This is a genomic window from Sphingomonas sp. IC-11, assembly GCF_021043365.1.
Taxonomy (GTDB): domain Bacteria; phylum Pseudomonadota; class Alphaproteobacteria; order Sphingomonadales; family Sphingomonadaceae; genus Sphingomonas.
Genome location: NZ_JAJNDU010000001.1, coordinates 1 through 22098 on the forward strand (window position 1 = coordinate 1; position 22098 = coordinate 22098).

A 22098-nucleotide genomic window follows, 5' to 3' on the forward strand; every position below is an offset into this window, starting at 1 on the left:
TTCGTGTTTCCAAACGGACAAACTTGGTGACGCGGGGTGGAGCAGCCCGGTAGCTCGTCAGGCTCATAACCTGAAGGTCACAGGTTCAAATCCTGTCCCCGCAACCAACACCAACTCAATACGCCCCCCACACACGGCGTCGGCGGCACCGCAAACAACCGCAGATATGAGTCAGCGCGACACCGCTGACTACAAGCGCATCGTCCCGGCTAAGGTCCGACCGGGCGCCTTGAACGCGCGGCCCACCCGCTGTTCACTTCTGTTCACGGGAGGAGCGCCGACTGCGGTCCCCGACGCACTCTCCCCAATGCGCGCGTTCGTACCGCCGACGTCACCAGCAAAATCAAGCCGGGCATTTGTCCATGAGCCGCCTGCGGCAGCTACCCAACACCGCAAAGAGCACCTGGCGCGGTAGGGCGATGAGCATCGGTGCGCCCAATGATCGCCCCCGATACCTGCCTCTCACCAGCCCGGCGGAACACGGTTAGCTCTGAAGGGCGACAACCTTCCAACCCCCGCTCCCGCCTGACAGCCGCGCTGCTGACTCCAGCCGTCACATCGAGCCAGGATCGTAAAGCAGCTCCGGCGCTCATCTATACCGAGGTTTGGAGTAGATGATCACCAACCTGGACGGGGGCCTATCGCAGCTTACGGCGCTCGTCTGCCGCCGGTGGAGAGACATCCGCACTGGTTCGGAGTCGTCACAGCCGGTGCCGAAAGCCCCCGACGACTTCTCCCATGTAGACGCGGGCGTGCGGGTGTCATGTTAATCATCGCAGCGTGCTTGCCCCTTCGGCAGTCTACCGCTGAACCTCAGACCGCGGCAGGCGGCATCCGGTGCTAGGCTCTGGTAGACCGGGTACTCGGAGGAGGAGCGTTCCGGCGCTTAGAGCCCCCAAACCCTCAAGTTCCGCGAATCTGAACCTTTGCAGCGGCGTTAAAGGTAGCTGCGTTCAGCTTGCGCGCCGCGGAGTCAGTCCAGCGGAGAAGTGCCGAGTCATATCAGACGTTGCCGGATTGCCGCCCCGCTGGATCTCTCGCCCGATGCAAGGAATGGAGGCTTCTACGAGGCCGCGCCGGGGGATGCCTAGACCAGCGTCCTCAATCCATTGCTCATTCCGCCTGAGGGAGCCGCGATGGCTTATCGGTCGGGAGGGCCACCGCTTCCTCAATCAGCGGTCTGAAGTTACCCGCTTCCATTTGAGCCGGGTGACGTAGGTTTGGCCCGATCTCGATATCTCAGGCTCGGTGATCAGCTCGATTGTGTTGTTGTCCAGCGGCACGATCAGCCGGACGAAGCTGGTCCCCACCCGTGTGGGTTGGGAGGCGAAGAGGATATCGTGGATCACTCTGTCGCCCTCGCGCCGCCACGTGCCCGCATAAGAAAAGAATTGCGTGAAGCTATCCGCAATCGGATCACCGATAGCAGCCCAGGCGGGATCCATCAGGAACGCGGACATGCGCCCATCCGCGGCATATTGCAGTTGCCCCGCCGGGGGATCACCGAAGGTCTTTCGTTCTTGGTCGCCCCGCTGGTTGACGCAGGAGACGAGCGTCCAGGTACCGAGAAGATCGGTCATGCTTTCCCCCGATATGCCGGGGAAGGGGCGAGTAACCGTCGTCCGCCCGCCCCCTCCTTAACCGCTGCTCAGGCCGCGACGGCTTCCTTGCGCTTTTTGCGCACGATCGTCTGGGCATTGGTATATTCCAAAAGGCCCTCGATCCCGCCTTCGACGCCGACGCCGGACTGCTTCATGCCGCCGAACGCCGCCATCGGCGACAGATGCTGCGTCTCGTTGACCCACACGGTGCCGCTGGCGATGCGCTGCGCGATCTCGAACGCCTTGTCCTCATCATTGCCCCAGACCGAGCCGCCAAGGCCGTAGTCGGTCGCATTGGCGCGCGCGACGACATCATCCACGTCCTCGAACTTCAGGAGCGGCAGGACCGGGCCGAACTGCTCCTCCTGCACGATTCGCGCGTCCTCGGGCGGATTGTCGAGGATCGTCACGGGCACGAAGTAACCCGGCACGTCGGCCTTCTCGCCCCCCACCAGGAACTTGTAGCCCTTGTCCTTGGCGTCCTGGATCAGCTCCAGCACGCGGGCATATTGCTGCTTGTTGTTGATCGGGCCGATCTGCGTGCCCTGTTCGGATCCGTCGCCGACCTTCACCGTCTTGGCGTAAGCAACCAGCGCATCGCGCAATTGATCGTAGATGTCCTTGTGGACGTACATCCGCTTGGTCGCGATGCAGATCTGGCCGTTGTTGCGGAACGCCGCCCAGAACAATTCCTCCGCGACCTTCTCCACGTCCACATCGGGCATCACGATCGCCGCGTCATTGCCGCCCAGCTCCAGCGTTACGCGCTTCAGCGTCGGCGCGGCGGATTGCATCACGCGCTTGCCGGTCGCGGTCGATCCGGTGAAGCTGATCTTGTCGAAGCCCGGGTGGCTGGTCATCCAAGGCCCCAGATCGTCGCCGCCGGTGACGATATTGAGCACGCCCGGCGGCAGCAGCTGCGCCGCCAGCTCACCGAATTTCAGCGTCGACAGCGGGGTGAAGGGCGACGGCTTCAGCACCATCGTATTGCCCGCCAGCAGTGCCGGGCCGACCTTGAACATCGCCAGGATCATCGGGAAATTCCACGGCGCGATGGCGCCGACGACGCCCAGCGGCACGTGGCGCGTCTCGCTGTAGCGCTCCTCTGAATCCTCGTTGACGGTGACTGGGAGGTCGAGCTGCGAGGCGGCCATCAGCCAATATCCCGCGCCCATCACCTCGCCCTGCGATTCGGCGTGCGGCTTGCCCTGCTCCTTGGTGAGGAGGCGCATCAGCGGATCGGCATTCGCCATGATCGCCTGGCCCAGCGCGGCGAGCTTCGCCTTGCGCTCGGCGATCGGCGTCGCCGCCCAGCCGGGGTATGCCTTGCGCGCGGCGGCAATCGCCTTGTCCAGGTCCTCGCGCGTCGCGTCCGGCACGCTGGCGATCTTCTCTTCATTCGCCGGATTAACCACATCGAGCGTCGCGGAGCCGGTTACCAGCTCGCCGCCGATCAGCATGCGATAATTACTGTCGAAGTTCATCGCGTCTCTCTCCCGATTCTGTTTGCGCGTCACATAACAGAAGTTACGGGATCAACACCACTTTGATGCACTCTCCCCGTGCCTGCGCCGCAATGGCGTCGTTGATCTCGGCCAGGGGGAACGTCTGCACCAGCCGGTCGAACGGAAAGCGCCCGGCAGCATGATGCGCGATCAGCTCGGGGATGAAGTTCTGCTGATCGCTGTCGCCTTCGATGATGCCATAGATGCGATGCCCCGGAGTCATCAACGCGCTGATGTTGACGGTGATCGACGCACCGGCTTCGCGCGGCACGCCGACCAGCCCGATCGCCCCATGGCTGCCCAGCGCTGCCATGCCCGCCTCGATCACCGAAACATTGCCCGTGGTGTCGAAGGCGAAGTCCACACCTTCAGGAACGAGCGCTCGGATTGTTGCCGCCAGATCGCCCGCCGCGGGATCGATCACAGCGGTCGCGCCGAGTTCGCGGCCGACCGCCCGCCGAGTCTCGACCGGCTCCACCAAGATGATAGGCGCACAGCCGCGGATCTTCGCCGCCATCACTGCCGCCAGCCCGACCGGCCCGCCACCGAACACCACCAGCGAGGTACGCGGCTGACAGTCAAAGGTGCGCATGATCGCCCCGGCGCCGGTTTGAAAGCCGCAGGCGAGCGTGCCCAGCATTTCGAGCGGCGCCGCGTTTCCCTCAACCCTCACCAGATTGCGTGCGCGGGTAATCGCATAAGTGGCAAAGGTGGATTGTCCGAAGAAGTGCGAGGCGACCGGCGCGTCGCCATTGGCATAAGCGCGCGATCCGTCCGTCACGCGCATCCCGGCATAATTGAGCGGCACGAAGCTGCGGCAATAGCTCGGCAGACCCTCGTCGCAGCGCGGGCAGGCGCCACAGCTGGAAAAGCCGACGATCACTTTGTCGCCGACGGAAAAGCCTTCCACACCCTCGCCAATCGCGTCGATCACCCCGGCGCCCTCGTGGCCGAACACGGCGGGGAATGGGTAAGTTGCGATCTGATCACGAAAGACAAGGTCGGTATGGCACAGCCCGACGCCCGCGACCCTGACACGTACTTCGCCGGCCTGCGGCTCCTGCACCGTCAGTTCCTCCAGCACGAAATCGGAATGGGGCCCGTGCGCAACGGCGGCGGTGCAGGTCGTCATCCTTGTCTCTCCCCAGCTTTCTCTGTGGTGGAGCCTAAGAGCGCCTCGCGCGAAGTTCAAACGGTCGCATCATTGCAACGACCGCCTGATACCGCCGCGATGGCCGATCGCTTGTAAGCCTCTGGAGCGGAAAGTGCCGGCTATCGCGGCTCCAGAATTTATAACATGATCCGTTTCCACGAAGCCGGCGCCCGCGTGTCGACCGGCAGGAGGAGAGGGCAGACCATGCTGGTAGGAGATATCCCTGCCATCGCCGCGCATCATGCACCCGATGTCGTGGCGGTGCAGTTCCAGGATCGTGCCGTGACCTACGCCGAGCTGCGCGACAGCTGCTGGCGGTTATCCAATGCGCTGCTCCGGATTGCGGCACCGGGAGATCGGGTGGCGATCCTGGCTGAGAACTGCCCGGAATATGCTTTGTGCTATTACGGCGTGCCCGGCGCAGGCATGGCGCTCACCTTCCTCAATTATCGGCTGAGCCCGGCGGAGCTTGCGTATATCATCGGCAATGCCGAGCCGACGGTGCTGATCGTGGAGGACAAGTTCGTCGCCGCGATCGAGGCGATCCGCGACCGGATCGACGTGCGTACCATCATCACAATCGGCGTGCCCTCCGCCGGCATGCTGAGTTTCGACACTTTGTTGGCCTCGGGCGAGCCGGTGCCGCCGGACGTGACAGTTGCGGACGACGACCTTGCCTGGCTGCTGTACACTTCAGGCACGACCGGGCTGCCGAAGGGCGCGATGCTGAGCCACCGCAACGTGATTGGCGCAGTGATGAATTCGCTCGTCAGCTGGGATCGCGACGATGGCGAGGTGAAGCAGCCCGTCTACATGCTCACCTTTCCGATGTATCACGTCGCCGGCTATGCACTGCTGATCCAGCATCTGCGGGCGCAAGCTGTCGTGCTGATGCAGAATTTCGATCCGGAAATCCTGTTCGCGACAATCGAGCGCCATGGCGTAACGGCGACCTCGGCCGCACCGACGATGATCGCCATGCTGCTCGATCATCCGGCCATGGAGCGCTACGATCTCTCCTCACTGCGCAACATGGGATATGGTGCCTCTGCCATGCCCGCGGCGGTGCTGCGGCGCGCTCGGGAGCGGTGGCCGAATGTGCGCTTCGCGACAGGTTTCGGCATGACCGAGCTTGCCGGTAACGTGATGGTACTGACCGCGGAGGAGCATGACCGCGCGCTGGACGAGGGGCTGCTTATCCTCAACTCTGTGGGGCGGCAGATGCTGCTGTCGCAGGTGCGCGTAGTGACTGAGGATGGCCGCGACGCAGCGCCGGGGACGGAGGGCGAGATCCTGGTGCGCGGCGATCAGGTGCTGTCAGGCTATTGGCGCAATCCCGAGGCGACGGCCAAATCCTTCACCGGTCCATGGTTTCACACCGGCGATGTCGGCCGCTGGAACGAGGATGGCTATCTGTGGATCGTTGATCGCAAGAAGGACATGATCGTTTCCGGCGGGGAGAACATCTATCCGCGGGAGGTGGAGGAAGTGCTCTACCGCCACCGGGCGATCCGCGAGGCGGCGGTGATCGGCGCAGAGGATCCGACGTGGGGCGAGCAAGTGGTGGCGATCGTCTCCTGCCGGTTGGGCGAAACGACCACCGCGACGGAGCTCATCAGCTTCTGCCGCGAGCATATCGCCAGTTACAAGAAACCGCGCGCGGTAGTGTTCGTCGAGGAACTGCCGAAGAACGCCTCGGGCAAGGTGCTGAAACGCGAACTGCGCGAGCGGCTGGCCGCCGGCGTGCTGGTGCTGGAACGATAGGTCCGGGCCGGGCGGAGCACCGCCGAGCGGCGCCCCGCCCGTGCGATCTCAGGCGTTATAGGCGAGCTTCAGGCCCGGTCGCGGCCAGCGCGCCTTGTACAGCTTACCCGTGCCCGAACAGGTGATCCAGGCCGTGCGCATGTCATCTCCGCCGAAGCAGATGTTGGTGGTGATCGGATCGGGGAAGGCGAAATGCTCCGATGAACCATCGGTCGGATCGAATGCGGTGATGCCGCCGTTCACGATCGTCGCGACGCAGATATGCCCGTCCGCCTCCACCGCGAGGCTGTCGAACAGCTGATAGCCGGGCAGCGGACCGTACACCTTGCCCGCCACCCACATGTCCTGGGGTGTCGCGAGCTGGCCCGGCCCAGCGATCTCGAACGCCCAGAGGCGGCCGGTTGTGGTCTCGGCGACATAGACGGTCCTGCCGTTGGGCGAGAGGCCGACGCCGTTGGGTGTCACCATGCCCTCACGCACCCGCACGATGTGTGAGCCATCAGGCCTGGCGTAGAGCAAGTGGCCGACCTGCGTGACGTCGCCATTCCCCTTGCCGAGATCGGTGAACCAGAAGCCACCCTCGCGATCAAAGACGATGTCGTTCGGGCCGCGCAGCGGCCGGCCGTCGCACTCGGTGTACAGCGTGGTCACCTCGCGGGTCGCAAGGTCGATGCGCTGGATCGAACCGGTTTTGTAATCGGCCGGCGTTCCGTGCGGCGCGAGCATGCCATCCTCGCGCTCGATCCACTCGAAGCCGCCGTTGTTACAGACATAGACCGCACTGTCCGGGCCGATTGCAGCGCCGTTCGGGCCGCCGCCGAGTTCAGCGATCACCTCGCTCGTGCCATCCGGCCGCACCCGTGTGAGCGTCTGCCGCTTGATCTCGACCAGGATGATCGAGCCGTCGGCCATGGCGATCGGACCTTCGGGAAACAGCAGGCCATCCGCTACCAGTTCGATCTCCATTCTTCCTCTCCTCCGGCACGCGCCTTCGTTCGAGACGCTGTTGATCATGGGCGTTAATCAGTGCCCCACCTGCACGGCGCGGGATCATGCCCCGATCAGGCGTCAGTGCCAAATGCTACAGCCGCTCGCGGGGCAATGCGGCAGCGACGCAGAAGGTGTAGCCTGTTTTTGAATGTGGCCGGCGATCTCATTGAGGTTGCGGGAGCCAGGCGGGCAGCGTTCCGCCCGTGTCCACGGCCCCCACTTTCGACTCAGCCGGCGTAGCGCGCTTCCAGCAAATCGAGCTCGCGGATCAGCTTGCGCGCGGTGTCCGTGCCCACTTCCCGCCGGCGCCGCATCCCATAGATCGCGGTCCGCTCCGCCTTCAGCGCCGCGAGTCTCAGTTCGCGGCCAATGCTGTGAAGCTCGCGGCGCTCCTCGATGGTCGCAGCGTTGCTCTCCAGGCGATCGATGCGCTGGCGATAGAGATCCATCACGTCAGCGGCCATGGAGACATAGATGTCGGCGTCCCGGCGACCGCTTCCCATCCGATGTTCCAGCTCACCGATGGCAACGATTGCCGCCTGGGCGGCTGCAATCCGCGCACGATCCTCTGCGTCTCCTGCCTCGGCTTCGGCGGGCATGTTCAAGTCTCGGAGAAGCCAGGGCAAGCCGATGCTGGCGATCACCAGCGACACGATGATCACGCCCATGGCGAGCAGAATAGCCAGATCGCGGGCCGGGAACGGTTCGCCGCTCGCCATCGCAAGCGGCAAGGTCAGCACACCGGCCAGGGTGATGGCACCGCGTACCCCCGCGAACGACATGGCCGCGACGATCTTCCAGTCCGGCCGGATCTTCTCGCCCCGACGGCGCAGGGTCAGGCGGAAAGACACCCACACCCAGGCGAAGCGCAGCGCGGCAAGGCCGAGATTGATCGCCAGCACATAGATCAGCAGCCAGCCGGGCCCATGGTGCCCGGTCAATTGCACGGTTTCCGTCGCGCTCATCAGGATGACCGGCAGTTGCTCGCCTAGCAGCACAAAGATCGTGCCGTTTGCGGCAAACTGGATCACGTCCCACACCGTGCTGCGGCGGATGCGTGTGGTGGCCAGCGCATGGCCGCGTCCTTCCACCCAGCCCATGGTGAGGCCGGCGGACACAGCGGCGAGAATGCCGGAGCAGTGGAAATGCTCGGCCAACAGATAGGCGCCGAACGGGATCAGCAGGCTGATGAGGATCTGCGACGCGCTTTCCTCGCCCAGCTTGTCACTGACCCATTCCTTGATCCGCGCCACGGCCCAGGTCACGCCAACGCCGATCGCCAGTCCGCCGAACGCGAGCCAAAGGAAGTTGAGCGATGCGTCACCCAGCGAGAACGTGCCCGTGAGCGCCGCGGCAATGGCGAAGCGGAGGCACACCAGCCCCGATGCGTCGTTCAGGAGCGACTCGCCTTCCAGGATGTGCATCATCCGCTTGGGGATGGGCACCCGCTGCGCAATCGCGGAAACCGCAATGGGGTCGGTTGGTGACACCACTGCGGCAAGCGCGAACGCCACTGGCAGCGGCATGGCCGGGATCATCCAGTGGATGAAGAAGCCCATGCCCACGACGGTGAGCAGCACCAGGCCCAGCGCCAGCTCGACGATGGTGGCGGCATCCTTGAACAGCTCCTCGCGCGGGATGCGCCAGCCGTCCAGGAACAGCAACGGCGGAAGGAAGAGGAGGAAGAAGATTTCGGGGTTCAGCGTTACTCGCCAATCCGCGGCGAGGCCGATCAGGGCGCCCAGTGCGATTTGCACCAATGGTCGTGGCACGTTGAGCGGAAGGAGGCGCGATAGAACCCCGCTGAGCACCACGGCAAGCAGCAGGAAGAGAATGATCGTAATGGTTTCCAGTGTTCCGCCTTTCACGTGTCGGGACGTGGGCGGACACCTAGCCAGCTTGGCGGGTGGTGAGTACCCTCTTGGTCAGTTCCCGCTGTCTTTTGGAGCCGCGGAGCAGAGGACCGGGTGGCGGTGGAAGCTCTTCTCTAGGGATCACGGGCGATCGTTCAATCGCCTCGCGTGATCAGGCGCTTGCCGAGCCGGCGGTGATGGTGGTGATTTTCGGCGCGGGCGCGCAGCCGCATCGCTGGACGTCGTGCATCAACATCTCTCCGGTTGCGACCACGGCGAACGTACGAGCATCGACATATCGTACCGGCTCGCCATCCGGCAATGCGGCCCAGCTTGCGCCGCGGTACAGGCTGGTCCCTCCCTCGCCCTGGGTGGTGAACACGTGGCAATGCTCGATCACGTACAAGGGTGTGCCATCGTCCCCGGTGCAGCGATGCCGAGCCAGTTCCTCGATCATCGGGCCATGCTTTCGACGGTGCGTACAGATCGCGCACGCTGAGGTGGTTGTCCGCTCGAGGGACGGAGATGTTGTTCCATTGTACGGCTGCCACTTGTTCGAGGTCGGCTCGCTCAGACGGCGCGCCGAAAGACCGGATCCTGTTACCCCCGAGCTCGACCGGCCATGCCGGACGAGCCGGGGCTACTGGCGCGCGGCCAGTTGCCCCCCGTGGTGGCGAAAACGCGGATAGGTCGCGGGTGCGAACATGCGTCAAAACTGATCGCGCAGGGGCGTCAAGTCAAGCAAGCCCCGCCCGGGCTATGGGAATGGCGGCACGCAAATCGCCTGAAATCACGATCGTTTAGGGTCCGCAGAGCACTTTCAAGGAAATTACGCGGGGTGCCGAACCAGTTGCGCTCAGCAACGTTTATGTCCCTTACGCGCCAGGCAGGGAAGCGCTGATGATCTTCAACCTTCAGGTGAATGGCACGCCTCGAGCGGTTGACGTGCCCGCGGACATGCCGCTGCTTTGGGTATTGCGCGACGTCGTCGGCCTCATGGGGACGAAATATGGCTGCGGCATCGCCCAGTGTGGGGCCTGTACGGTTCACCTGGATGGAAAGCCGGTGCGATCCTGCGTGTTGCCGGTTTCAGGTGTCGGCACTCGAGCCATTACCACCGTGGAAGGGGTCGGCGAAACGCCGCAGGGCAAGGCGGTGCAGGAGGCTTGGCTTGCCATTGAAGTGATTCAGTGTGGCTATTGCCAATCGGGTCAGATCATGTCGGCAGCGGCGCTGCTTGGCCGAAATCCGCGGCCGGATGATGCTGCCATTGACGCGGCCATGGCCGGCAACATCTGCCGCTGCGGCACCTATCCGCGCATCCGCGCAGCCATCAAGCGAGCCGCCGGTCTGCCGACGGAGCACGTCTGATGCCCGCCGCCCGCCGCGGCCCGGCGTATGGCCTGCTGGACGCGGGCGACCTGACCGACACATCCCGCCGCCGTTTTCTCGTCAGCGGCGCGCTCATGATGGGCTTTGCCGTGACTGGCAAGGCATGGGCCCAGAACAAAGGGCGGGGCGAACAACCGACGTTGCGCGCGATCACGCCCGGCGGTCCGGAGCAGGGCGCCGCCTTTCAGGGGTTTGCCCCCGGTGGCTTCATCCGCATTCCGCGCGAGGGCAAGGTATCCTTCATCATCCCCTCCGTCGAAATGGGGCAGGGGATCTACACCGGCGAAGCCATGATGATGGCGGAGGAGCTCGAGCTCGCGCTTGAGCAGATCGAGGTTGTGCATGCCCCGGCCGATGAGAAACTGTACAGTCAGCCGATCCTGAAAAGCCAGGCGACGGGGGGCTCCACCTCCATCCGCGGCGCGTGGAAGCCGATGCGCCAGGCGGCGGCGGCGGCGCGGACCATGCTGATTGCTGCGGCTGCCGAACGGTGGCGCGTTGCACCCGACCAGTGTTTTGCCGATCAGGGCCGGGTTTATTGCCGCACGAACGGGCTCTCGCTTCCTTATGGCGCGCTCGTCGACGCGGCCCGCGGACGGCCGGTGCCGCAGGAGGTGCCGCTCAAAACTCCCGGGCAGTTCAAGCTGATCGGCCGGTCAAAGCAGCGAGTGGACACGCCGGCGAAGACCAATGGCACCGCCGTGTTCGGCATCGACGTGCAGGTGCCCGGCATGAAGGTCGCGGCACTGGCGATGTGCCCGGTTCAGGGTGGCCGCGTGAAAGCGGTCCAGGATCGCGGTGTGAAGCAAGTGCCCGGCGTGCTTGGCGTACTCAGGATCGACGATGCCGTCGCAGTCGTGGCGGACCATTTCTGGGCCGCGCAGAAAGGGCTTCAGGCGCTCGACGTCGAATGGGATCTGGGCCCGCTTGCAACTCTCCAGTCCAATCACGTCCGCGACCGGCTGGTCGCTGCTGCCGAGAACGGGAAGCCGGTGCTCGGCCGATCGGTCGGGGATGCGGATGCAGCCCTTCGCGAGGCTCATTCAACCGTGGATGCGCGCTACGATCTTCCGTTCCTTGCCCATGCGACAATGGAGCCGGTGAACGCCACCGTCCACGTTCGCCCCGATGGCTGCGATGTGTGGGTCGGAACGCAAGTGCCCGCCGCCGCTCAAACGCGCGTTGCCAAGGCAGTCGGCCTGCCGCCGGAGCGGGTGTTCGTTCACAATCAATATCTCGGCGGCGGCTTCGGGAGGCGGCTTGTTCCCGAACACATCGTGCAGGCCGCCCTGTTCGCCAAACAGGTGCCGTTCCCGCTCAAGGTGATTCAAACGCGCGAGCAGGACATCCGCCATGATCTGTTCCGTCCGGCCTATCACGATCGGCTGTCCATGGGTCTGGACGCAAAGGGCATGCCCGTCGTCTTTACCGATCGTGTGACTGGTGGCTCAGTGCTGGCGGACGGCAGCTTTCTTGAGGAGGGGCTACCGGAAGGTACGTTGGACAGTGACGCTGTCGAGGGAGTCGCGGAGACGCCTTATGCGATCCCGACCGTTCGCGTGGACTGGATTCACGAACGATCGCCGGTGAAAGTGAACTGGTGGCGCGGCGTTGGCCCAGCGGCCAATGTGCATGTTCTGGAAAGCTTTATCGACGAATGCGCCCATGCCGCGGGGCAGGATCCGGTGGTCTATCGGCTGAAGATGCTGCGCAACAATCCTCGTGGCCGAAATGTGCTGAAGATGGCCGCCAGGGAGGCGAAATGGGGCTCTTCGTTGCCGCCACGGACTGCCCGGGGTGTCTCGCTGCACCAGAGTTTCGGCAGTTACGTCGCGCTGATCTGTGAAGCGCACGTCACCCCGGTCGGCGAAATCGAGTTGCGCCGCCTGACGGCGGTGGCCGATGTCGGGGTCGCGATCAACCCGAACAGCGTGATCGCCCAGATCGAAGGCGGCGTGATCTTCGGCCTGTCGGCGGCGCTGTACAATGAAATCACTTTCACCGACGGGCGTGTCGATCAGAGCAATTTCAACGATTACCGACAGATGCGCATCAACGAGGTGCCGCCCTTCACCGTCAAGCTGATGGAGAGCGAGGCGGAACCCGGCGGCATCGGGGAGTCCGGCACGGTCTCCGCAGCGCCTGCACTGGGCAATGCGATCTTCGCCGCCACCGGCATCCGTCTGCGCAGCCTTCCCTTCCGACGCCAGGAACTGATGGAAAAGGGTGCCGAGAAAAACATCATTGCCGGCACGGCAGCCGTCGCGGGTCTGTCGGCGATGTTGGCGGGTGACGCGGGAGAGCAGGCATGAGGCGCTGGCTCCGTATCTCTCTGGGAATATTGGGAATCCTGCTTGTCGGGGCCGCCCTTTTCTTCTTCCTCCCAGCCCGGCTCGACCCCGTTCAGGCTAGTGTTCGTCAGCCACGCGGCGCCGCGCTGATCGAACGCGGCCGATATGTCGCGACCGCCTCGGACTGCGTTGCGTGTCACTCCGTGCCGGGCGGGCGCCCCTATGCCGGTGGGCTTGCGTTCAATTTGCCGTTCGGCACCATTTTCTCCTCGAACATCACGCCGGACCGGCAGCACGGTATCGGCACCTGGACAGATGCGGAGTTCGTGCGCGCCATGCGTCACGGCGTCGATGACCAGGGGCGAGAGCTGTATCCGGCCTTCCCCTACACCGCTTATGCTAACCTTAGCACCGACGACATTCTGGCGCTCCGGGCATATCTCAACACATTGGAGCCTGTGGCGAAGCCGGTTCAGGCGAATGGTCTGCGCTTCCCGTTCAACCAGCGCTATCTGATGCGCGCCTGGAAGTTGCTCAATGCCCCGCAACATCCTTGGCAACCCGATCCCCAGCGCTCGGCGGAGTGGAACCGCGGCGCCTATCTGGTGGAGGGTGCGGGTCATTGCGCCGAATGCCATACGCCGCGCAACTTCATCTATGGTCTGGTGCGGAGCCAGGCCTATGCCGGTGCCGTCACACAGGGGTGGAAGGCCTACAATATCACCTCCGACCCGGAGAGCGGGATTGGCAACTGGAGCGTCGACGAACTGGCGCGATATCTTGGTACAGGACACGCGCCGGGACGCGGTGCTGCCAGTGGATCGATGGGGGAAGCCGTCAGTCTGAGCTTGAGCAAGCTCACACCTGCCGATTTGCGGGCGATGGCAGTCTATCTGCGGTCCCTCCCCCCCAAAAATACCGAAGCTGCCGCGCGAGTTGAGCGAAACTCGCCAGCGATGGCGGCTTCCACCCTGTACAGCCCCGGGCAAGCCGCCGCCCACGGCAACATGCCAGGGCTTCGGCTGTACGAAAGCGCATGTGCGAGTTGTCATGGCTGGAACGGCGAGGGTGTACAAAGCCGGTATGCGTCGCTGCGAGGCGCTCAGACGGTCAACGATCCAGAGGCTACGAATCTGATCCAGGTCATTCTGCGGGGCACGTCGATCGAGACGCAATATGGCCATGCGACGATGCCGGCTTTTGGTGCCTCATTCAGCGACGCGGAGGTCGCCGCTCTCTCCAACTACGTCCTCCAGCACTTCGGGAACAAGCGCCCGTCGGTCACGCCCGAACGCGTGGCCCGAGCCCGCGCGGAAGGGCGCTGAACGGCATTCAGGCAGCCCAAGGTGATACCCGTCAAGATCGTCGTTCGTTAGAATGACCGGCGAACTCTCGCGCGCACGCCTCCTGATCGCTCAAGTGCTATTGCGAGCCATTCACAACTTCGTTAGGTCCGTCGCGCGATGACACGGTGCGAAAGCGGAGTTCCGCTGCCGTCGGTGTCTCTGTCGGGTCGAAAAAGGACGAAGAACAGTCGTGAGCTTTCACCCCATGTTGCTGCTGCTCCCCACGGCCGGTCCGATGAGCTGCCCCCGAGGAGTGAGCGGATACACATCCTTGCCTCCTCATTGGCAGCGGCTCCGTCAGCCCGCCACAGATGCAATGGCGCTTGCGTCCTTCGATGGCTGCTGAAGCTCTTCTTGCCAGCGCAGCGGCCGCGTCCACGGCGGGGGTGGGTCTGCTCCGGTTCGCATGGTCACTGCCGAGGCGATCTCTCGTCCTGAACAGCCTCGGCTGGGCCGCGGTGTTTCTCGGCTGCGTCCTCGCTGGCGCGCATTCCGGGGCCTGGGGCATCTCCATCGCGACCATGTTGGGGATGGCGGCGGCATTAGTCCTGCTCGCCCATGCGGCTGTTGCTTCGCCGTCATCTGCCGGGCCGAAGGTGTCGAACCGACGCGTCAGGATGCTTCCGGAAGGAAATGAGCCGCTCCATCTTCGCAGGCGCATCATCACCTTCCTGATCATTGCAATGGCGGCGCCGGTTGTTTCAACCATCATCGCGGTGGGTTCACGTGTTCTTGCGATGCGCGTTGGAACGGGAGAGGCGAACGCGAACGTGATCGCGCTTGCAGTGATGCCTCTCGCCTGGACGGCGCTCAGCCACGTTTTGCTGATGCAGGAAGAGCGTTCCACCCAGGTCAAAATGCTAATGATCTGGGCTGCTATCGGCAGCCTCGGCGTGATCCTGGAGCTTGTCGGATGACCCTCGCGCCGGACAATGCAACAGTCAAACGCGCGCTTTCCGTGCATGCAGCCATCGGCCTCGTCGCTAGTGCGCTGCTGTATCTGGTGAGCTTATCGGGTGCCGTCGCCGTCTTCTATCAGGAGTGGCAGCGGATCGAACAGCCCGACGTCCCGGAGATGACGGCGATCGGCCCCGCGGCGGTACAGCGGGCTGTTGAGGCAGTTCTTGCAACTGAGAAGGGCAAGCCGCCCACCACTCATCTTTATGTGCACCTCCCCGTGGAGCCTCTGCCGCGCGCGACGATCACGACCGACACCCAGGCGTTCCACGTCGACCCATCCGGCAAGATCGCGGGCCCGGAAGAAATCGCCTGGTCCGACTTTCTCGTCGAGCTTCATTATACGCTGAACCTGCCGGCTGTTCTCGGGATCACCATCGTCGGGGGGGTGGGCGTGATGATGCTCGCCTTGTCGCTGTCCGGCGTGGTGGCGCATCCTCGCATTTTCCGGGATGCCTTTCGGCTGAGGGCGCGCGACAAGGGTGGCATTGGGCTTGCGGATTGGCACAACCGGCTGAGCGTCTGGACCCTTCCTTTCACGGTCGCGATCGCCTTCACCGGCGCCTTGATCGGCATGGCGTATGTCACGGCGTTCGGTCTGGCAGGGACGAGCTACCGGGGCGACATGGAGGCGGTCTACGCACCGATCTTCGGCGCTGAAGGCCAGCCGGATAAGACTGCGGCGCCACCGCCCAATGTTGCGGCGGCAATGGAATATATGCGTGATCACCACCCGCAGGTAGAACTGACCTACGTTACCTTGCACGATCCCGGTACGGCCGGGCAGCACGTCCAGGTGCTCGGGGAACACCGCAGGCGTCTGATTTTCGGAGAATATTACACCTTCGACGCGCAAGGGCGCTTTCACCAACGTGCCGGCCTTGCCGATGGTGCGATTGGTCAGCAGGCTGCGGCTTCCAATTACCGGCTGCACTTCGGCAATTTCGGCGGTTTGCCAGTGAAGGTCGCTTATTTCCTCTTTGGTCTGGTGCTGACCGCCATCTGCGCGACGGGCACGTACATCTGGCTTGGCAAACGGGAGCGCCGAGGGGTGAACGAACCGCGCCTGCGGGCCGCCTGGGACGCAACAATATGGGGTACGCCGCTCATGCTGGGGGTCACGTTTCTGCTTCGGCAGGTGATCGGCAATGATGCGCCGCTCGCGCTCATCTTCTGGTTGGGAATGGCGGCGCTTGTGACCGCTGGCTGCTTGATCACATCGCGCGATACTTTTGCGAAGGCGCTCCAACTCGCACTGGCCGCAACCCTCGCCCTCATCCCGATCGTAATCTGGATGCGCTAGGTCTCAGGCTACGATCGTCGTTAACAAGTTGATAACCATGAATATACCGGAACGATAGTCGTGCTGATGGGCTTCTATTCCAAGCATTGCGAACCTTTTCGCAAAAGGAGGGATGATGAACGCCAATCTTGTGTCAGCCGTGTTTGACAGTCATGCAGAAGCGGAGCGTGCCGTCGCCGAGTTGCGTAGCAGCGGCATCTCCGACGATGCGATTTCCGTTATTGCTAGGCATGATGGTGACGGCACCTCGGATGAGGGCAGCGGTGCGGGCAGCAAGGAGTTCATCGGCAAGGTCGCGGCAGGTGCCGGCATCGGCACGCTTCTAGGCATCGCCGCTCTCGCCATTCCGGGTGTCGGCCCGCTCGCAGCCGCTGGTGCCATCGCGTCTTCAGCGGTCCCAGGCATGGCGATCACCGGTGCCGCCCTGGGCGGCGCGGCAGGCGGGCTCGAGAAAGTGATGACCGACCACGGCGTCAGCCATGAGGACGCGAGTTACTACGGTGGCCGGGTCAACGAAGGCGGCGTTTTCGTCTCGGTTGACACTGGTGCGGGTGGCTTGGCTGCAGATCAGGCTGCCGAGATCCTTTATCGTGCCGGCGGCCACAGCGCTGCGCGCCCCAGGGCAGCGGGCACCGTCTGATCGCCTTTAGCCAGGTCGAACAATGTTCAAAGGCGGGCCGGAACCCTATCCGGCCCGCCCGGCCTTACCTGGTCATAGCCGAACGCGGACACCAACGCGGCAAGTTGGCGATCGTTACCGCCCGTGCTGTTCTCGCCCCATAACGCCACCGCCTGCGTGCCGACGACGTATCGATACTCCTTCATCTCGCCAGCGCATCTCGTCTTGGTGCCAAGCCGGCGGCCCATCCACCAGAACCAAAGATCATCGCCTTGAGGGGCAAGCTGCATGAACATGTCAGCGCGCAGCACATCGGCGTGCAATGCGCCCGGTGGGTAGAGAACGCCTCCCGCACCCACCGCCAGCAGATCATCCGCTGGTTCGAAGGCCGAGCCATCGTTTAAGTTCAGCTCCCAGGCCAGGTACGGCTTGAAGCCTTCTGTGTCGAAGCCAATCCGATGCGCACGTCGGCACACGATGGAGGGATCTACGGGACTGTAGCCGTCGACCAGCACTCCGAGCCAATCCGGCGGGTAGATGATGTCGTCATCCGCAGTTGCGATGAAGGCATGGGGAAACGCTTCAAGGGCAGGCACCAATTTCTTGTAGGATCGAACGTCAGCGGAGAAGCGTATCTCCAGCCCCCTGTCGCGCAGCGCCCACACCGCGCGTGGGATGGCATCACGATCGCGCTCGGCTATCCACAAGATCGTCCGGTCGGCTTTAACATCCTGCTCCAGCAGCGATCGCAACGTGTAGTGAAGCGAGCGAAAGCGCCGGGGATAGGAGGTCACCGACACGATCAGCTCGCTTGCCAATCCGTGTGGGCGACCGGGCGGCTGCCAGACCGGCAGATTGGCCCAGATCAGCTGCCGGACTTCGTCGATGCGCCGCCGAGCCGCTGGCCGCGCGCGCTGCAGCAGATCGAACAAAGGAAGCGATCGCTTCAAGTTGGCAGAGGTGTCGCTGATCGGCCTTGGGGCAATAGCCTGTTTGGTCATCACTTGTCAGGATATGGTCCAGGCGAGAACCTTTCATCCCGTAATAGTTCCTAAGTATAGAAACATGGGTATGATCAGGAAGTATCCTTATTGCCCATCCTGGGTGCATCGTGTTGTTTAGATCGTACATCTAATGACTTAGATGGAGGCGGTTGCGCGTTGACCCGGTGTAAGGGGGTGTCTTCGGAGAGGCCTCAATCCGTTGGTGAGCGATGCGCCGCCGACGCACCGGTGCACTAGGCGCGCGGCGGCGCATCGTGGCCAGAAATGAGGCATGCCGATGTCTGACAAGGGGCTGAGCGCGCCCGATCAAGCGTCCTTGCTTCGCGTGCCAAGGCCGGCCTTGCTGCCATCCCTTGCGGAGGCTCTTGGAGAGCGTCCAAGTGCGGACGAGGCCTTCCCGGTCGACAAGGCGGCGCTTCGGTTGCGCATTGCATTGCTGATGCTGACGATGGACGTCCTGTTCTTGTCAGCCAGCTATGGTGTGCTTGCATTGGTCCGCAGGCCTGGCCGACTGGTTTTTTCCGACACCCATATGGTGGCTTTGGTGTCACTGTTTCTGCTGATCGCGATCAACACCAAGGTTTATGGTTTCGAGGCCATCTCGAACTTCTCCACCAGTTTGCGCCGCGGGTGGGGAGCGTTGTCGCTTGCGCTGTTCATCATGGCTTCGGCGGTTATGTTGTTCGTTCCGCATGGAATATCCGCCATTGCCGGATTGGCGCTGCTTGCCCCCTGTGGAATGATCGGGCTGTTCGTCGTTCGTCGGTTCACGGCATGGCGCGCCCGTGCCCTGATGCCGGACGGCCCGACCAACAAATTGGTCGTTTGCGACGGCGTCGATCGAGCGGCAAAACCCGGCGAGTTCGTCGTGTGCGTTCGCGAAGCCGGCATCCAGCCCTCTATGGACGATCCGCTCATGCTGGATCGGATCGGCCGGCTGGCCCGCCGGGCAGACCGGATCGTGGTGTGCTGCCCGCCAGAACGGCGCGAAGCGTGGATCACCGCACTACGGGGCACGGGGGTCGACGTGGAATTGATCCTGCCGGAGCTTTGCGCGCTTCAGCCTCTCGGCTTGCAACATTTTGACGGCGCAACGACGATAATGGTAACCCGCGGTCACCTGAGCGCACGGGACAGAATGGTCAAGCGCGCGCTTGATCTTGGTGTGGCCATTGTGTTGCTGCCGGTGCTGCTGCTTGCCACGCTGGTCATCGCCGTCCTCATCAAGCTGGACGATGGCGGGCCAGTATTCTTTGTCCAGAAGCGGGTTGGCCAAGGCAATCGCCTGTTCAATCTCTACAAATTTCGAACCATGCGGGTCGGTCAACTGGACCGCGACGGCGCACAATCCACGCGCAGGGACGATGAGCGAGTGACGCCAATTGGCCGCATCCTGCGCTCATCGAGCCTGGATGAGCTTCCGCAGTTCTTCAACGTGCTCAACGGTGACATGAGCCTGGTCGGGCCACGACCGCATGCTTTGGGTTCGTTGGCCGGTGAGGCGCTGTTTTGGGAAGTGGACCAGCGCTACTGGCATCGTCACGCGGCAAAGCCGGGGCTGACCGGGTTGGCCCAGGTGCGGGGTTTCCGGGGGTCCACCGCCGCTTCCAGCGATTTGACGAACCGGCTGCAGGCGGATCTGGAATATGTCGCAAACTGGTCACTACGGCATGACGTGCGGATCATCTTAGCCACCTTTAGCGTGCTGGTGCACCGAAATGCTTATTGATGCAGTCTAAAAAGGTTCTCCATCTGAGCTAGTCGATCGCGTGAGGCGGGCTGCTGGCAACTTGTAATTAGGCGAAGTAATCCGGATAGGTTTTCCTGGGAAAAGCCACCCTTATCATACGCATAGAGCGCGATGCTTAAGCGTTTTTCCTTAGTGATAGGGCACTTGGATTCTGGCAGCGTTGCACCTGGCCATTCCTGACGGGATGGTCATTGGCGATTGCAGTGAATGCGCTCTGCGTCGCAAGTTCCAGGAGCGGCAAGATGGGCAGCAATGCCGTGGCTTCACTGTTTGCCACGCGAAGTTTGTTCGGTCGAACGGGTAGCGCGCCAGTATCGCTGACGAACATCGGTGCGCATCGGCGGTGGCGGGGCTCATGACGTGGCTTGTCCCTGTCGTGATGTTCGCGTGCCTTGTGGCTCCCTCGTGGGCGGAGGCGGAACCGGCGAACAGGGCTTCGCGCTTGCCGATGGGCGGCATCAATCTTGCGGGCGGAGAGTTCAACGCACGCCGCGCCCCAGGCGTCTATGGCAAGGACTATATCTACCCATCGGGCAAGACAGCTTCTCCGTTCGTGAACAGCGGAATGCAGATCGCGCGGGTACCGGTGCTCTGGGAGCGTATTCAGCGCGCTCCCGGAGGAGATCTGGACGCTGGCGAAATGGCGCGTCTTGATCGCGCATTTGCCCAGCTTGCGGGCTTCCGCCTGATTGTCCTCGATCTGCACAATTATGGACGGCTGCGCGGCAAACGCCTGGACCAGTGGGAGGGTGGTGCTGCCCGGCTTGCCGATCTGTGGGGCCGCTTGGCGACATATTACCGCGGCCATCCGCAGATCGCCTTCGGTCTGATGAATGAGCCGAACGGAATGTCGGCGCGCACATGGCGCGGGATGGTCGACCGCGCAGTTCAATCGATCCGGGGCACTGGCGCGCGAAACTTAATTTTGGTCCCTGGGAGCAACTGGACGGGTGCGCATAGCTGGACGCGTGGGGGCGCGGCCTCCAACGCCGCTGCCTTCGCCGACTTCAGCGACCCCGCCGGCAATTTCGCCTTTGAGATGCACCAATATCTCGACCGGGATCATTCCGGGACGAAGTCAGAGTGCGTCGATCCCGCCGCGGCAGCGCGCCGCCTGGAGCCCGCGACCCGCTGGCTGCGGCATCAGGGCCAGCGGGGCTTCCTGGGTGAATTCGGGGCGGCGGCCAGTGCCGAGTGTCTGGCTGCTTTGTCGTCGCTGCTCGGCGCGGTGCAGCGCGCGCCCGACGTGTGGCTGGGCTGGGCATATTGGGCCGGGGGGGATTGGTGGGGCAAATATCCGATGAATGTACAGCCCGCCGGGGACGGGCGGGCGAAGGCGCAGATGGCCGTGCTCAGCCGCTTCACTCGGGCACCCCAAAGATGAGAGCGCGGCACACATTTTGGTTCGCGGCCGTCGGCGTCGCGTTAGCAAGCGCCAACGCCTCGGCTCAAACCGTGCCGGATACGCTCGACGTGCGCGCAGCGGTGGTCTCCACCTTTGATACCAACCTGCTCCGCCTGAGCGAGGAGCGCGCGCCGGGCGACCGCGACGATGTTCGGGTCACCCCGCAACTGGACGTGAACATACGCCGTCTGATCGGCGGCCGGCACCAACTCACGATCGGCGGCACGGCCGGCTATGACTTCCACGGCCGCTACTCCTTTCTGGATCGAGAAAGGATCGATCTCGGCGCAGACGTGAACATCGTCCTGGGTGCGTTCTGCAATATCAGGCCAGGCGTACGCCTCAATTGGGGCCAGGCGCAGCTTTCCGACCAGGGCGTGATCGTCGGCAACACAGAGCGGCGAACCGATTATGAAATATCGCTAGCGTGTCGCCGACCGGCCGGCCTGTATCCCCGGTTCGCCGGACGGCTGACCCGGGTGACCAACAGTGCGGAGCGACGCCGGGTCTTCAACCTTAACGATGATTATGTCGAAGCGGGGCTCGGCTATTCGCTGCCGAGCGTCGGAGACGTGCTGCTCGTTGGAAGCTATGAGCGGTTCGACCGGCCGGTGCTCCGCGACATCGCGGACTTAAACGACCGGACGGAGACATACCGTGCCGGCCTTGAGTTCCGACGCGCTGTTGCACCGCGCATCTCCTTCAGAGCAGCCGCTTATTACCTCCGCGTTGAAACGGAAGATGACAGCTGGGCGAACTTCAGCGGGATGGGGTTCAGGGGCGGTATCGAATTTCGTCCCGCGCCATCGCTTGAGGCTGATATCCAGCTCTCTCGCGACATTGCCAATCAAAGCAACATTGCGACGGCCTATACCATTCAGACCGAAGCCAGGGCCAACGCCACCTACCGCCCGTCAACGCGCTCGCAAATCCGCTTGGGCGGGCGCTATCTGCGAAGGGCACTTCGCGGTCAGTTGATCGTCGACACTCCTTTCCCGCGCGAGCGGGATGCCACTTACGGGGTCTTCGCCGGCTATTCGTTCGACGTCACCGAGCGCCTGAGGGCAGGCCTTACGGCGCGGCATGAGCATCGTGACGCGCCGCTCAGCTTCTACCGCTTTTCATCAACGTCGGGGGCAGCCTCGCTGTCCCTTCGCTTCTGATT

The 22098-nt window shown here is 63.4% G+C and carries 17 protein-coding genes and 1 tRNA gene; 11 read left to right on the forward strand and 7 right to left on the reverse strand.

Going from position 1 to position 22098, the window contains the following annotated elements:
- Window positions 1-30: 30 nt before the first annotated feature.
- Window positions 31-107, forward strand: a tRNA-Met gene (locus tag LQ954_RS00005).
- 1065 nt (window positions 108-1172) lie between these two features.
- Here LQ954_RS00005 and LQ954_RS00010 read toward each other — a convergent pair.
- The 3 genes from LQ954_RS00010 to LQ954_RS00020 form a co-directional block, all read right to left on the reverse strand.
- A complete protein-coding gene (locus tag LQ954_RS00010; RefSeq protein ID WP_231021329.1) occupies window positions 1173-1580 on the reverse strand; it encodes a lipocalin-like domain-containing protein in 408 nt (135 codons plus the stop codon).
- A gap of 68 nt (window positions 1581-1648) precedes the next feature.
- A complete protein-coding gene (locus LQ954_RS00015) occupies window positions 1649-3085 on the reverse strand; it encodes an aldehyde dehydrogenase family protein (protein WP_231021330.1) in 1437 nt (478 codons plus the stop codon).
- Between the two features lie 43 nt (window positions 3086-3128).
- Entirely contained in the window at window positions 3129-4238 is a 1110-nt protein-coding gene (locus LQ954_RS00020; protein ID WP_231021331.1) for an NAD(P)-dependent alcohol dehydrogenase, read from the reverse strand.
- Between the two features lie 165 nt (window positions 4239-4403).
- Between LQ954_RS00020 and LQ954_RS00025 the strand changes: the two genes are divergently transcribed.
- On the forward strand, window positions 4404-6023 hold the full coding sequence (locus LQ954_RS00025; protein WP_231021332.1) for an acyl-CoA synthetase: 1620 nt from the start codon (window positions 4404-4406) through the stop codon (window positions 6021-6023).
- Window positions 6024-6071: 48 nt separating this feature from the next.
- On the opposite strand, the gene LQ954_RS00030 is transcribed toward LQ954_RS00025, so the two are convergent.
- The 3 genes from LQ954_RS00030 to LQ954_RS00040 all read right to left on the reverse strand — a co-directional run bounded on the left by LQ954_RS00030 (window position 6072) and on the right by LQ954_RS00040 (window position 9323).
- Window positions 6072-6989 (reverse strand): SMP-30/gluconolactonase/LRE family protein, encoded by a 918-nt coding sequence (locus LQ954_RS00030; RefSeq protein ID WP_231021333.1) that lies wholly within the window; start codon window positions 6987-6989, stop codon window positions 6072-6074.
- A 251-nt stretch (window positions 6990-7240) separates the two neighbouring features.
- Window positions 7241-8866, reverse strand: a complete 1626-nt coding sequence (locus tag LQ954_RS00035) for a Na+/H+ antiporter (protein WP_231022677.1) — start codon at window positions 8864-8866, stop codon at window positions 7241-7243.
- 172 nt (window positions 8867-9038) lie between these two features.
- The gene (locus tag LQ954_RS00040) at window positions 9039-9323 is read right to left on the reverse strand and encodes a hypothetical protein (RefSeq protein ID WP_227771110.1); all 285 of its coding nucleotides are present in this window, start codon (window positions 9321-9323) and stop codon (window positions 9039-9041) included.
- Between the two features lie 443 nt (window positions 9324-9766).
- Here LQ954_RS00040 and LQ954_RS00045 point away from each other — a divergent pair, with 443 nt between their 5' ends.
- The 6 genes from LQ954_RS00045 (at window position 9767) to LQ954_RS00070 (ending at window position 16795) form a co-directional block, all read left to right on the forward strand.
- Window positions 9767-10237, forward strand: a complete 471-nt coding sequence (locus LQ954_RS00045) for a (2Fe-2S)-binding protein (protein ID WP_265334103.1) — start codon at window positions 9767-9769, stop codon at window positions 10235-10237.
- On the forward strand, window positions 10237-12570 hold the full coding sequence (locus tag LQ954_RS00050) for a xanthine dehydrogenase family protein molybdopterin-binding subunit (RefSeq protein WP_231021334.1): 2334 nt from the start codon (window positions 10237-10239) through the stop codon (window positions 12568-12570). The genes LQ954_RS00045 and LQ954_RS00050 overlap by 1 nt, the downstream gene beginning before the upstream one ends.
- On the forward strand, window positions 12567-13874 hold the full coding sequence (locus tag LQ954_RS00055; RefSeq protein WP_231021335.1) for a c-type cytochrome: 1308 nt from the start codon (window positions 12567-12569) through the stop codon (window positions 13872-13874). Before LQ954_RS00050 ends, LQ954_RS00055 begins: the two co-directional genes overlap by 4 nt.
- Window positions 13875-14230: 356 nt before the next feature.
- On the forward strand, window positions 14231-14812 hold the full coding sequence (locus LQ954_RS00060; RefSeq protein ID WP_231021336.1) for a hypothetical protein: 582 nt from the start codon (window positions 14231-14233) through the stop codon (window positions 14810-14812).
- The gene (locus LQ954_RS00065; RefSeq protein WP_231021337.1) at window positions 14809-16155 is read left to right on the forward strand and encodes a PepSY-associated TM helix domain-containing protein; all 1347 of its coding nucleotides are present in this window, start codon (window positions 14809-14811) and stop codon (window positions 16153-16155) included. The genes LQ954_RS00060 and LQ954_RS00065 overlap by 4 nt, the downstream gene beginning before the upstream one ends.
- 115 nt (window positions 16156-16270) lie before the next feature.
- A complete protein-coding gene (locus tag LQ954_RS00070; RefSeq protein ID WP_231021338.1) occupies window positions 16271-16795 on the forward strand; it encodes a general stress protein in 525 nt (174 codons plus the stop codon).
- Between the two features lie 26 nt (window positions 16796-16821).
- On the opposite strand, the gene LQ954_RS00075 is transcribed toward LQ954_RS00070, so the two are convergent.
- Entirely contained in the window at window positions 16822-17775 is a 954-nt protein-coding gene (locus LQ954_RS00075; RefSeq protein WP_231021339.1) for a hypothetical protein, read from the reverse strand.
- A 274-nt stretch (window positions 17776-18049) separates the two neighbouring features.
- Between LQ954_RS00075 and LQ954_RS00080 the strand changes: the two genes are divergently transcribed.
- The 3 genes from LQ954_RS00080 (at window position 18050) to LQ954_RS00090 (ending at window position 22096) form a co-directional block, all read left to right on the forward strand.
- Window positions 18050-19507, forward strand: a complete 1458-nt coding sequence (locus LQ954_RS00080) for a sugar transferase (RefSeq protein ID WP_231021340.1) — start codon at window positions 18050-18052, stop codon at window positions 19505-19507.
- A gap of 376 nt (window positions 19508-19883) precedes the next feature.
- Window positions 19884-20912 (forward strand): glycoside hydrolase family 5 protein, encoded by a 1029-nt coding sequence (locus LQ954_RS00085; RefSeq protein ID WP_231021341.1) that lies wholly within the window; start codon window positions 19884-19886, stop codon window positions 20910-20912.
- Between the two features lie 71 nt (window positions 20913-20983).
- Window positions 20984-22096 (forward strand): gellan polysaccharide biosynthesis protein GelF, encoded by a 1113-nt coding sequence (locus tag LQ954_RS00090; protein ID WP_227771119.1) that lies wholly within the window; start codon window positions 20984-20986, stop codon window positions 22094-22096.
- The last annotated feature ends 2 nt before the right edge of the window (window positions 22097-22098 follow it).